Raw genomic sequence first — 12653 nt, forward strand, 5'->3', positions numbered from 1 at the left:
ACCTCACGTACGGTTTGATGAGGGGGAACAGGAAAAGGACTTGCCCACTTGTCTGGCTTAGTAAGGTGGAACACCCTGAAACCCGAGGACAAGAAGGGCAAAGTCTAATTCCTGTTTTCTACTCTACTTTTTCTGCTGCATTATTATCCTGTCCCGCGCATGCTGATAGGGAAAAAATTGCAAGTATAGAGACAATCCCTCTGAGAAATATATTTTTTTTCATTCATGTACCATCCTTTCTTCCGGGTTTTTCGACAATTTTTTTATAATGGGTAGCCTATTTTATTTACCCCATATTTATAAATGCATTCCTCATTTTATTATTGGCACATAGTTGTAACACTTTCTTGATGATTTCTCCACACTTGCCTTTTAGCATTGGAAATATAAAAACGAAACCATTGGAGGAATACATGTGGGCATTAGTAAAGTGACTGCATTGATAATAGCGGCTATTGCCGCCATAGGGCTGGGGATTATGCTGCTTAACAACAACGTAGGTCAAGAGGGGCCGGAAACGGCAATTGCACAGCGGGTTCAGGAATCAAATGAACAAAGACCAGATGTTCAGGGAACAGAAAGCCCGTTGTCAAAAACAGATGCCCAGGGTGCGGTTACAATCAGAGCTTCAATTTTACCTGAAGAAAGCGGCGATGGAAAACTTACCTTTGAAATTTTAATGAACACGCACTCTGTAGATTTATCTCAATATAATTTGGCTGAAATGGCCACAATCAGTTCCGGAGGCAAGGAGCTCCCAGCAAGTTTTGAATGGAAAACAGATGGGCAGGATTCACATCATATGAAGGGAATGCTTGTCTGGACTGGGACGGTATCTTTGGACAAGGACCTTAAACTAGTGTTGAAGGATATCGGTAATATTCCGGAAAAACGTTTCTTTTGGAAACAGGATGAATTGAGGGGCATGAATGTCCAATAAGGGGGGAGCAACGCTGAACAAAAAATTAATATTCTTCCTCACCGCAGTTACGGCCGGATTGCTTTTGTTCATTGTTCTTAATAAAAGTGTGAAGGAAATTCCGCTGGCCTATGTTCCCAATGTAGATGATGGAACAATATCTGTGATTGATACCAAAAAGGACAAAGTCATAGAAACAATGAAAGTTGCTGAAACTCTGTCGGATGGAATAGAGGCGAGCAAGGATGGGAAATGGGTATATGCCGGGAACTATAAGAAAGGTGAATTATTTGTAATTGATGCGAAGAATGGGAAGGTGAAGAAAAAAATTAAAACCGGTAAAAACCTGCATGGAATTGATATAACCCCCAACGGGAACTATTTGTTTTTGGCAAGCGGGGATTTAAAAGAAGGAATGGAATTCAATTATATTACAGTGATTGACACAAAGAAGAATGAGATAGCAAAACAAATACAAACAACATCAAAGAGTCCCGCCCATATTGATTTCAGCCGTGATGGGAGCTTGGCATACGTATCCAATGTTATGTCGAACGATATTACACTGATTGAGACAAATTCGCTGGAAATTATAGCTACTATTCCTGTTGGAACGATTCCGAATGAAGTGGAACCTTCGAAGGATGATAAATATTTGTATGTAGCAAATGTTATAGACGGAACGGTATCCATTTTGGATATTAAGAAAAGGGAACAAATTAAAACGATTCATACTGGTGAAGGAACACATGGCCTTGCCCTTTCGCTGGATGGGAAATTTTTATACGCATCGAATAGGGGATCAAATGACATTGTCAAAGTTGATTTAAGTAATAATAAAATTATCGGGAAAACAATTGTCGGGAAGACGGCGAATCATGTTTCCTTTGTTCCGAATTCAAACAAGTTATATATTACAAATAAGGATTCAAATGATCTGGCGGTAGTGGATGCGGAAAGTTTAAAAGTAATAAAGAAAATCCCAGTGGGGAGAACGCCTCATGAAATCAGTTTTTCCGTTGCCAAATGAAAGGGCGTTGCACTTCACTATAATCATAAGTGAATTGAAACATTCACAAAAAAGACAAAAAAAGTTACTTGCATACCATGAGGGGGTATAGTATATTTTAAGCAGGGAGGCGATGGAATGGATCTTTTGAATCCTGAAGAGCTGGTATCTGCAACAAATACAAGCCAGGGCCGCCAAAATGAGGAATCATCTGAACATCATTGCTGCCATGAAGACTCGGTCCGGAAAAGCCATCATTCGGAAAAGACGAAGAGCAATCTCATCACGAGATTAAACCGAATTGAAGGGCAAATCCGGGGCATTAAGGGCCTGATTGAAAAGGATACGTATTGCGATGATGTCATTACACAGATTTCCGCCACGCAGGCAGCCTTGAATTCTGTCGCGAAAATTTTATTTGAAGGCCATATGAAAAGTTGCGTTATAGAAAGAATCCAGGAAGGCGACGACGAAGTGATTGATGAGCTTCTTGTGACCATCCAAAGACTTATGAAAAAATAAAGTGAATCTTACAATCAGGGGGGATTTTTCTCTGCCCCACTGATTGTTAGATGAACCAATCGGGCTTTTACGGGCAGTTGGTCCCCCACCTATCTGCTTCGTATAATCAGAATTATGGGGTGGGGGGGCTTACTGCCCGTTAATGCGGGACAACTTTATTTTGAGAGGGGAATTCTCTTATGGAAAAAGCTCTATTGAATGTAGAAGGTATGTCTTGCGGCCATTGCGTCAAAGCAGTTGAAGGAAGCGTTGGAAAGCTTGATGGTGTTGAGCGCGTCCTAGTTGACCTTAAGGAAAAAACAGTAGCAGTCGAGTATAAGAACGATTCTGTCACGCTTGACAAGATCAAGGAAACGATCGAGGACCAGGGTTACGACATCGTTTAAGTGAAATTTTGCGGAAAGCACTTTTTTAAAAAGTTTTCCGCTTAAAAGGCACGTGTCCGGCTAGACTGGCACGTTCCTTTTTTCAACAAAATATACCCCTTATGGGTATCGGGAGTTGAGGAATATGAGCCAAGCAACAGCAGCAGCAACTGCTCAAAAAGAAACAACCATGCAAATTACCGGCATGACGTGCGCCGCCTGTGCTATCCGGATTGAAAAAGGTTTGAAGCGGATGGACGGGGTCGAGGAGGCGAGTGTCAATTTAGCCCTCGAACGTGCGGCGGTCAAATTCGACCCGGCTGTCACAAACGTCGAAGCGCTTGAAAAGAAGGTGCGTGACCTCGGGTATGATGTCATCGCCGAGAAGAAGGAATTTGACATTACCGGCATGACGTGCGCGGCCTGCTCCACCCGGGTTGAAAAGGGATTGAACAGAATGGAGGGCGTATCGAAAGCGTCCGTCAACTTGGCGCTCGAAAAAGCGACGGTTGAATACAATCCGTCTGTCCTGTCCGACCGCGATATTATCAAGAAGGTTGAGGCACTCGGGTACGGAGCCATTTTGAAAGAAGAACAGAGCAATCAGGAAACTGCGGACCATCGCCAACAGGAAATCAAACGGCAGACGAAAAAATTTATCTTCTCAATGATTCTTTCTTTGCCGCTCCTTTGGTCCATGGTTGGACACTTTTCGTTTACATCATTTATATATGTTCCAGATGCGTTCATGAATCCGTGGGTGCAGTTTTTATTGGCAACACCCGTCCAATTTTACATCGGCGGACAATTTTACGTCGGCGCCTACAAAGCCCTTAAAAACGGCAGTGCAAACATGGATGTCCTTGTCGCTCTCGGCACATCGGCCGCCTATTTTTACAGTCTTTATCTTGCTATTGCTTCTCTTGGAAGTAATGCGCACACCGTTGAGCTTTATTTTGAAACGAGCGCGGTGCTGATCACACTGATTATCCTTGGCAAGCTGTTTGAAGCAAAGGCGAAAGGCCGGTCGTCGGAAGCGATTAAGAAATTGATGGGCCTTCAGGCGAAGACAGCGATTGTCGAGCGGAATGGCGTTGAAGTGGAAGTTCCGCTTGAGGAAGTGCTTGTCGGCGATATTATTCATGTAAAACCTGGCGATAAAATTCCGGTCGATGGCAAAATTGTCGAAGGGCTCTCAGCGATTGATGAGTCTATGCTGACCGGGGAAAGCGTCCCTGTCGATAAAACAGTCGGCGACGGAGTTATCGGCGCAACCATTAATAAGAATGGCTTTATCAAAATAGAAGCCACGAAGGTCGGCAAGGATACTGCGCTTGCGCAGATTATTAAGGTCGTAGAAGAGGCGCAGGGCTCCAAGGCTCCGATCCAGCGGCTCGCGGACAAAATTTCCGGTATATTTGTTCCGATTGTTGTCGGGATTGCGGTCGTAACGTTTCTAATCTGGTATTTCTGGGCTGCACCCGGCAACTTTGCCGAGGCGCTTGAAAATATGATTGCTGTTTTGGTAATCGCCTGCCCATGTGCGCTAGGACTCGCGACACCGACATCGATCATGGCGGGTTCGGGCCGGGCGGCGGAACATGGCATCCTCTTTAAAGGTGGCGAGCACCTTGAACAGACCCACCGGATCACAACGGTGATTTTGGATAAAACCGGGACGGTCACGAACGGCGAGCCAGTTTTAACCGACGTCATTGTGACCGGCGCGCTTGAAGAGGCGGAACTGCTCGCACTTGTCGGCGCCGCGGAAAAACAGTCTGAGCACCCGCTCGCCCAGGCAATTGTCCAGGGGATTCAGGAAAAAGGAATCGGATTGCAACCGGTTGAGTCGTTTGAAGCGATACCTGGTTACGGAATTAAAGCGACTGTTGGCGGCCGCGAACTGCTTGCGGGAACGCGCAAGCTGATGGCGAAATTCAACGTGAAGGCGGAGGCCGCTTTTGCAAAAATGGAAGAGCTTGAACGGGAAGGCAAAACAGCGATGCTGTTTGCTGTTGACGGGGAAGTTGCCGGCATCGTCGCCGTTGCCGATACGATAAAGGATACATCGAAGACAGCGGTGAAACGCCTGAAGGAGCTTGGGCTTGAGGTCATCATGATCACTGGCGACAACAGGCAGACCGCCCTGGCAATCGCGGCTGAAGCGGGCATCGATAATGTGATTGCCGAAGTTCTTCCTGAGGGCAAAGCAGAAGAAGTGAAAAAGCTGCAGGCGGCTGGGAAAAAAGTCGCCATGGTCGGCGACGGCATCAATGACGCGCCTGCCCTCGCGGTTGCCGATATCGGCATGGCGATTGGCACTGGAACCGATGTCGCGATGGAAGCGGCGGACATCACGCTGATTCGCGGCGATTTGAACAGTATTGCCGATGCGATTTTCATGAGCAAGCTGACAATCCGGAATATTAAGCAGAACCTGTTCTGGGCTTTCGGCTATAACACGCTCGGCATTCCGATTGCGGCGCTTGGTTTCCTCGCACCATGGCTCGCAGGTGCGGCAATGGCATTCAGTTCGGTTTCTGTAGTGTTGAATGCTTTAAGGCTCCAAAAAGTTAAGCTGTAAAATAGAAAAAGGGAAGCAGGCTCTTTGTATTGAAGGAGCCTGCTTTTTTGGTGTTATGCAAATGAATTAAGATGAATATATAGGTTGAACTTAATTTTTACAAAATTAGCCAAGAAAGTAAGTTGATTGAAGCGGAAGGCACGAAGACTCCTCGAAAATCCTCAATTATGCTAACGCATAATTTCGTGCGATGAGGATTCACAGAAGCTTTCCTTTGTGCTATCGCATTTTCTTCGTGCAAAGCCTATTCGGGGAAGCTGTATGTCCTGCGGGATGCGGCAAGGTGGAGACCCCACAGGCGCCAAGGCGCCGAGGAGGCTCCACTGACGCCCCGCGGAAAGCGAAGTGCCTCGTGACAGGCAAAAACCGCCTCGAGACAGGCAAAGATCGCCTGTCTCTGCGATGCAAATTCCTTGGAGCTTTCCTTTGTGTCCCTGCGATGATTATTCTCAGAAGCTTTCCTTTGTGAAGCGAAAATCAACCAAGATTCATCTTGAAAAGAAAATCTCTAGTACAACCTATATAGCTATCTAAAATATTTTGAAACTTCCATCTCAGTGGTTATGTTCCTCCTGCCTTTTTTCCACTTGCTCATATGCCTTCTTATGATCCATATACTTCGCAGCCTGCGTACCCCCTATCAATACTCCGGAAATTAGAAGAAAAGTGATAAAAGGCTTCATGAACCACCCTTTTGAAGGGATGAAAGCTTCCTTATCGGATCTTGAAGATAGCACGGCAAACAATAGCAGCGAACAAAAGGTTAACGCAAGAAGAATGTTAACGAGTTTTATAGATTCAACAGGAGAAATCATTTCCCCAAGCATTGCGCCCATCATGCCGCCCATCAACCCGCCCGCAAAGCCTTCGAGTATCGCCATCAACCCTAACGACGGAGCAACTGCCGTGCCAGCAACAGCACCAAACAGGATTGAATATAAAGTAGAAGCATACAAGTTTCCTTGGAAAATGGAACCAAATGCGGTCCCTCCGGCCAGGCCTATCAGCATGCCCAAAAGCATCGTAATGGCCATTCCTTCAGAATGTCCGAGCTGGTGCTTTAGTTTCCAGGAGATTACTGACGAAACAATAACGGCACCGCTAAGCGAAAATAAAACAAACAGAGAATGCATGGACATAGCTTTCACCACCTCGGTCTATTCATATGAAACCTTCAGGGAGGACATACATTGATTTTTTGAAAGCTTATTGTGATAGAAAAAGTGACGCACTGTTTCCGAGAAATTTGCAGACTAAATTTTCTTCGCTCTAAATTCATATGAATAACGATTGTAAACTCGAATTTTTACAGAAAAATGAAGATTAGCGATTTTTCATTCATATCCACAATATCGGCATAAAAAACGCAAAGAATCTGCACAAATTAGGTTTACATTGTACCTATGAAGCAAACAGTCGCAGGCAGCGGAGGTGAAGAAATGAAGAAGTGGTTATCTTTATTATTGGGTTTGGTTATAATTCTGTCATTTAATCCAATCGCCTCTGCCCACCAAGGGCAAAGCGGCAATCAGGATGTTCTGAATGCGGCCCAGAAATTCAGGAATGGTGGAAATGGATTATCCGATCAGGGGAACGGCAGCAAAGTTAGTGGGACACACAACCATGATGGAAGCGGTTCTGCAGGGGGGCATAGCCACGGCCCTGTTGTGGAAACTCCACCGAACATGAAGATCCTTGGGACTTTCGGTGGTATAAATCTCTCCTTTATTTTCATTGGCATCTGGAATAAACGGTTCAGAAGGAATGGTGAAAAACATGGCAATCCCAGAAAAAAACCTCCCTGTGCCTAAAGCAGACGAGAAAGCTATAGCCCAGCCGTTTAACCTGCTTTCCATACCCTTGATTAAGAAGTTCATGCAAAGCCGGTGGTATCCTGGCATTTTCCAATGGATTGTCATTATGGTCTTTTCCTATATCGTATTCGAGCTGGTTGCAGGAACCGTTAATCCGTCAAAGAATTTCGGAACAACGATGACGTGGGTTCTCTGGTGGCCAATTATTCCGATTCTGTTCATCGCACTTGGCCGCTTTTGGTGTGCGATCTGCCCATTTGGAAAACTGAGCGACATTGTCAGGAAGCTTGTTGGAAGTGAAAGGCCGATGCCTAAATTTCTAAAAAAATACGGGATTTGGATGATCGACCTTTTCTTCATTATGATTACCTTCAGCGACCATGTCTGGGGAATTGTCGAGTCACCAAGAGGGTCTGGTTACCTGTTACTCGTTCTAGTCACCATGGTGGTTGGCACATCGGTGTTTTATGAAAGGCGGACTTTTTGCAAAACGCTCTGCTTCCTTGGCGGCCTCGCAGGAAACTATTCGCGGGCTGGGTCACTTGAGCTGAGGGGAACGCCTGAAATTTGCAAAACATGCAAATCGCAATCTTGTTTTAAAGGAAGCGACAAAGCGGAAGGCTGCCCGATGTTTCAGTTTGTCCGAACAATGGACTCAAGCGCGGAGTGTAATGTATGCGCGAATTGCATTAAAAACTGCCCGAATGACTCCATCAGGCTGTCTTTCCGAAAACCAACGAAGGAATTATGGTTCATTAAGAACCCGAAATTGGAACATGCCGCATTGGCCGCGGTCATAATGGGAATTGTTTTTGTCCAAAACATTACAATGCTTGAGATATGGGGAGAAATCCTGGCTGCGATCGGAAATATGACGGGCACAAACAGTTATGTGATTAATTTTTCAATCGCTTATGTGATATCAATGGCACTTCCGATTTTACTTCTCCTTGGTACGGCGAAGCTGGCAAACAGAATGGGCATGGCTGATACTGTCAAACGGAATTTTATCCGTTTCGGCTATGCGATTATTCCGTTGGACCTTGCCGGACACCTGGGCCACAATCTTTTCCATGTCATCACAGAAGGAAAAGCGATCTGGTACAATTCTATCGCTCTGTTCGGGTTTGAAACATATCCCGGCAGCCTGGCGCTTATGCCAACATCGGCGGTACAACTTTTGCAATATGCCGTCATTGCAATTGGATTTTTCGGCTCGATGCTCACGGTTTATAAAATGGGAGGCAACTCCAAAATCAAGGGCATGCTGCCAATCTATGGCCTGATGCTGCTGCTTGCAGTTATAAATATCTATTTATTCTCTCTGCCAATGAGCCACAGGGTATAACTAAAAAAAGAAAGAGGAATCAACATAATGAAAAAAATAACAGTACTTGCAGGAGTGTTAACTTTAGGCCTGGTCATTACCGGATGTAGTTCTGCTTCATCCAAAGGAAAATCAGAAGCAATTGAAGTCAGTAAAGGATTTAAGGCGGAGCACCTTCACGGTGTTGCCTATTCGGAAGATCAGAACATTTATATTGCCACACATGAAGGAATGCTGGCTACAGATGGCGGACAAAAATGGACGATGAAAGGGAACTATGACTTTGATTTCATGGGCTACAATGTGATGAGCGATGGGACGATGATTAGCAGCGGGCACCCTGGGAAGGCTTCCAACCTGCCAAATCCTCTCGGTTTCATGGTCAGCAAGAATAACGGCGAGAAATGGGAACCAATCTCACTGCTCGGAAAAGTGGACTTCCACATCCTTTCGTCAAACTTTAGCAATCCAGATGTCATTTACGGTATCAACCAGATGGATAGCGGCAATTACAAAGCAGGAATTTATAAGAGTACTAATAAGGGCAAAGACTGGGAACTTCTGAAATCGACGGGTCTCCCTCAGGATTTGCATACGATTTACTCAATTGTGTCAATGCCAAATGATGAGAACATCCTGTTGGCAGGAACAGATGCTGGAATCCTTAAATCTGAAGATGGTGGCATGACATGGGGGATGTTCGACCAGTCTCGCTTAATCACTGCGTTTGGCGTATTGCCTGACACGAAGGAATTGATCGGTTACTCGATTACAAACCAGGAAGCCGGAATCATGACAAGTGCGGATAATGGCCAAACATGGGAAAACAAGGGATTTGACCTTGGCCAGGATGCGGTAGCTTACTTTGGGGTCAACCCAAAGGATTCGAAAAAAATTGCCATTTCCACATTTGAAAATAGTGTGTTCGCTACAGATAATGGGGGAGAAAATTGGACACCGCTCATGGACAAGGGAGTTGTCCAGTAAGAACGCAAAGAGCAAGGACACCGTGGGCCCAGTCGGCCTTCGAAATATCTTTACCAATCCTCAAAAAAGCCAAGGACCGATGCCTTGGCTTTTTTGAGTTCAGATTTAGGTGAACCCTCTGGGAAGAAACCGCATTGTATGCTGAGCCGATCCTGCTTTATGTTACAAATTTATTAGGATAAGAGCTGCAGTTTACCTCCTTTGGGTGTGGGTAACAGTATAAAATAGCCCGAAAAGGGAGGTGAAATCACGGTGGTAAATCAAATGTATCAGGAGTGCATTGATGCCTGTCTCGAATGCATGGAGGCATGCAATTCTTGCTATGATGCCTGCCTGCGTGAAGAAGATGTCAAGATGATGGCCGATTGCATCAGGATGGATAGGGAGTGTGCGGATATTTGCGCTTTTGCAATAAAAGCCATGCAGTCCAATTCTCCTTTTGCAAAACAAATCATCGCCTTGTGCGCCGAGATTTGCCAGGCCTGCGGGGAGGAGTGCCAGAAGCACAGCCACCACGACCATTGCCGGAAGTGTGCCGAGGCCTGTTTCCGCTGTGCCGAGGTGTGCCGGAAAATGGTTGCCTAACGGCATGAGAATTAAAAAAGCATTCGCGGCAGAAAGTCCCGCGAATGCTTTTCATTTACGTCAAATGAATGAACCTTAATTTTTCGGTGCGGGTGTTGGCGTCCCTTCACCGAATGTAGAATAATGGTCAACGATTTTCTCGTGGATTACCTTCAGGTCTTTGCCGTTTTGTTTCAACATTACCGCCTCACGGGCGATATTGACACAGATGTCTCAGGCAGTCCCGTGCGGTGTCCATTCGGTTACAGCTTGATTATCATCCATATCAACAACAAAGCAGTCAAGGTTGTTTTCATGGCCTGATTCAGCGCCACATCCACAATAGCATGGAACTGATTCAAGCACTTCAGGATATTGTGCGGCTAATAGATAAGTCTCTTCCACTTTCTTTGGAGAATTGGTTACATAATCTGGCAGGGCCAAGTGCTTCTGATCTAGCTCTAGATTTGCAGTATCCAAAGAGCTGCAGGCAGAAATAATACCGATTGCAAGAATCGCCATTATTAGCAACAAGAATCTTGATCGTTTCATTTGCCTCTCCTTTTATAAGTTGTTTAACGGACATGGCCACGGAACAAGTTTGGTTGGGATGTTGCCGTGAGTCAGCTATGATGACTATTCCTAATCTTAATAATGGGGGAGAAATGTGCAGAAAGTATCGAGAAAAGGTTAAGGAATTTCGAACAAATAGCCCCTTATTTTTGCTAAAAAAGCCCCTCCTGCAATGGAGAGGCCAGTTATAAAATTAATTGGAGGGAACCGGTGTTGGTGTTCCTTCTCCATAGGAGGAGTATTTATCAACGATTTTTTCGTGGATTTCCTTCATGCCTTTACCATCTTGCTTCATTTGTACCGCCTCCCGGGCGATGTTGACACAAATGTCTCAAGCGGTGCCGTGGGGATCCCACTCGGTTACTGCATTATGATCTCCCATGCCTTTTACAAAACAATCAAGATTGCTCTTATGGCCAGAGCCGACGCCGCAGCTGCAATAGCACGGTACGGAGGCCAGCACTGCAGGATATTCCCCGGCCATTACATATGTTTCCTGAACCATTTTAGGAGTTGCCAGCACATAATCCGGCAAAGCGGCATGCTTCTTGTCAAGCTTCAGCTCATCGGTTTTTGCCGAATTCGAACTGCAGGCCGAGATGATGCCAATGGCCAAAATCGCCAACACCAGCAACAACAACTTCGTATACTTCATAGCCCTTCTCCCTCTCTTATTGATAAACCTATTTTAACAAGGAATGGATGTTGGAAACCTTACTTATTTCAAACGTTTTGTGACAGCAAATGGGATGTAATATAGGCCTTGCACCAGAACGAGACTGAATACGTAGTGTATAGATACACCGCGCCGAACCGAGCCATGATTAACACGTCCCGGAGGAGGTGCCGTCCACCTGCTGTTTTTTTGAGAAAAGATTGGGGTATTATAACAATATTTACGGAATGTGAAGGGGGATGGCATCATGGATTTTACACCGCAGCAGCGGGTGGAGCTGCATGGGTTCAATAATCTGACGAAGAGCTTGAGTTTTAATATGTATGATATTTGCTATACGCAGACGAAGGAGGAGCGGGAGGCGTATCTAGAGTATATAGATGAGCGGTATAATGCAGATCGCCTGACGAGAATTCTGAAACATGTTGCGGATATCATTGGCGCGAATGTGCTGAATGTGGCGAAGCAGGATTACGTGCCCCAAGGTGCGAGTGTGACAATGCTTGTGTCGGAAGGGCCGGTTGTCGAGGTGCCGAACGAAGTATTCGAGGAATCGCCCGGGCCGCTGCCAAGCAACGTGACGATCGCGCTCGACAAAAGCCACATCACGGTGCATACGTATCCCGAGTACCATCCGGATGAGGGAATCAGCACCTTTCGCGCCGATATCGATGTTTCCACGTGCGGGGAAATTTCGCCGCTGAAAGCGCTCAATTACTTGATTCATTCATTTGAGACAGACGTGATGACGATGGACTACCGCGTGCGAGGTTTCACGCGGGATAAAGAAGGCTACAAGCTGTTCATCGACCATGAGATTTCATCGATTCAGAACTATATACCGGACGAGGTCATCGACCGGTACCAAATGATTGATGTGAATGTGTACCAGGAACACATTTTCCATACGAAATGTAAGCTCCGCGATTTTGATTTGAACAATTACCTGTTTGGCTACACAAAGGATAAACTGACCGAGGAACAGCGCCAGGAAATCGAGGAAAGCATTAAATGGGAAATGGACGAGATTTTTTATGGCAAAAATATGTACCAGGGCAGTTTTGACAAAAATGCCGCGAAAGCGTTTCGCGATAACCTAGAATCTGAAGTGCAAAAGAAAAAGACCGATTCGGAGCCTGAATAAGGATTCCGGACCGGTCTTTTCTTTTAAGGTTGATTTTTAACTACGTTGATTGAAGAGATGGGCGTTGGGGCAAACCCCAATTGCTGTCACTCAAGTGCCGGATGGGTGACAACAAACGTTCGAAACTTGGGTTTGTTGTCATCCAAAGTGTGGATGAGGAGCAGCTTCA

Annotated in this window: 13 protein-coding genes; 10 read left to right on the top strand and 3 right to left on the bottom strand. The window is 45.6% G+C overall.

The window, feature by feature from the left end; genetic code table 11:
- Positions 1 to 415 precede the first annotated feature (415 nt).
- From D1B31_RS12920 to D1B31_RS12945, 5 genes are all read left to right on the top strand, one after another.
- Positions 416 to 940: a hypothetical protein gene (locus D1B31_RS12920; protein WP_118921217.1), complete on the top strand. Its 525-nt coding sequence runs from the start codon at positions 416 to 418 to the stop codon at positions 938 to 940.
- Positions 930 to 1949, top strand: a complete 1020-nt coding sequence (locus D1B31_RS12925) for a YVTN family beta-propeller repeat protein (protein ID WP_118921218.1) — start codon at positions 930 to 932, stop codon at positions 1947 to 1949. Before D1B31_RS12920 ends, D1B31_RS12925 begins: the two co-directional genes overlap by 11 nt.
- A 117-nt stretch (positions 1950 to 2066) precedes the next feature.
- Positions 2067 to 2450: a metal-sensitive transcriptional regulator gene (locus tag D1B31_RS12930; RefSeq protein ID WP_118921219.1), complete on the top strand. Its 384-nt coding sequence runs from the start codon at positions 2067 to 2069 to the stop codon at positions 2448 to 2450.
- A 179-nt stretch (positions 2451 to 2629) separates the two neighbouring features.
- Positions 2630 to 2836: a copper chaperone CopZ gene (gene copZ / locus D1B31_RS12940; protein WP_118921220.1), complete on the top strand. Its 207-nt coding sequence runs from the start codon at positions 2630 to 2632 to the stop codon at positions 2834 to 2836.
- A 124-nt stretch (positions 2837 to 2960) separates the two neighbouring features.
- The gene (locus D1B31_RS12945) at positions 2961 to 5399 is read left to right on the top strand and encodes a heavy metal translocating P-type ATPase (protein WP_118921221.1); all 2439 of its coding nucleotides are present in this window, start codon (positions 2961 to 2963) and stop codon (positions 5397 to 5399) included.
- Between the two features lie 554 nt (positions 5400 to 5953).
- Here the strand turns inward: D1B31_RS12945 and D1B31_RS12950 are convergent.
- Complete coding sequence (locus tag D1B31_RS12950; protein ID WP_118921222.1) at positions 5954 to 6538, bottom strand: hypothetical protein; 585 nt, start codon at positions 6536 to 6538, stop codon at positions 5954 to 5956.
- A 300-nt stretch (positions 6539 to 6838) separates the two neighbouring features.
- On the opposite strand from D1B31_RS12950, the gene D1B31_RS12955 reads away from it, so the two are divergent.
- The 4 genes from D1B31_RS12955 to D1B31_RS12970 all read left to right on the top strand — a co-directional run bounded on the left by D1B31_RS12955 (position 6839) and on the right by D1B31_RS12970 (position 10112).
- Positions 6839 to 7210, top strand: coding sequence for a hypothetical protein (locus D1B31_RS12955; protein ID WP_118921223.1), 372 nt, complete (start codon positions 6839 to 6841; stop codon positions 7208 to 7210).
- Entirely contained in the window at positions 7176 to 8561 is a 1386-nt protein-coding gene (locus tag D1B31_RS12960; protein WP_118921224.1) for a 4Fe-4S binding protein, read from the top strand. Before D1B31_RS12955 ends, D1B31_RS12960 begins: the two co-directional genes overlap by 35 nt.
- A 27-nt stretch (positions 8562 to 8588) precedes the next feature.
- Positions 8589 to 9527, top strand: coding sequence for a F510_1955 family glycosylhydrolase (locus D1B31_RS12965; RefSeq protein WP_118921225.1), 939 nt, complete (start codon positions 8589 to 8591; stop codon positions 9525 to 9527).
- A gap of 264 nt (positions 9528 to 9791) precedes the next feature.
- Positions 9792 to 10112, top strand: coding sequence for a four-helix bundle copper-binding protein (locus D1B31_RS12970; protein ID WP_192894781.1), 321 nt, complete (start codon positions 9792 to 9794; stop codon positions 10110 to 10112).
- A gap of 75 nt (positions 10113 to 10187) precedes the next feature.
- On the opposite strand, the gene D1B31_RS12980 is transcribed toward D1B31_RS12970, so the two are convergent.
- Complete coding sequence (locus D1B31_RS12980; RefSeq protein WP_338036473.1) at positions 10188 to 10643, bottom strand: PCYCGC motif-containing (lipo)protein; 456 nt, start codon at positions 10641 to 10643, stop codon at positions 10188 to 10190.
- A 214-nt stretch (positions 10644 to 10857) separates the two neighbouring features.
- Complete coding sequence (locus D1B31_RS24870; RefSeq protein ID WP_275670719.1) at positions 10858 to 11319, bottom strand: PCYCGC motif-containing (lipo)protein; 462 nt, start codon at positions 11317 to 11319, stop codon at positions 10858 to 10860.
- Between the two features lie 268 nt (positions 11320 to 11587).
- Here D1B31_RS24870 and speD point away from each other — a divergent pair, with 268 nt between their 5' ends.
- On the top strand, positions 11588 to 12484 hold the full coding sequence (speD, locus tag D1B31_RS12995; RefSeq protein WP_118921231.1) for an adenosylmethionine decarboxylase: 897 nt from the start codon (positions 11588 to 11590) through the stop codon (positions 12482 to 12484).
- Positions 12485 to 12653 lie beyond the last annotated feature (169 nt).

Source organism: Neobacillus notoginsengisoli (assembly GCF_003515685.1).
In the GTDB taxonomy this organism is placed as follows: domain Bacteria; phylum Bacillota; class Bacilli; order Bacillales; family Cytobacillaceae; genus Bacillus_D; species Bacillus_D notoginsengisoli.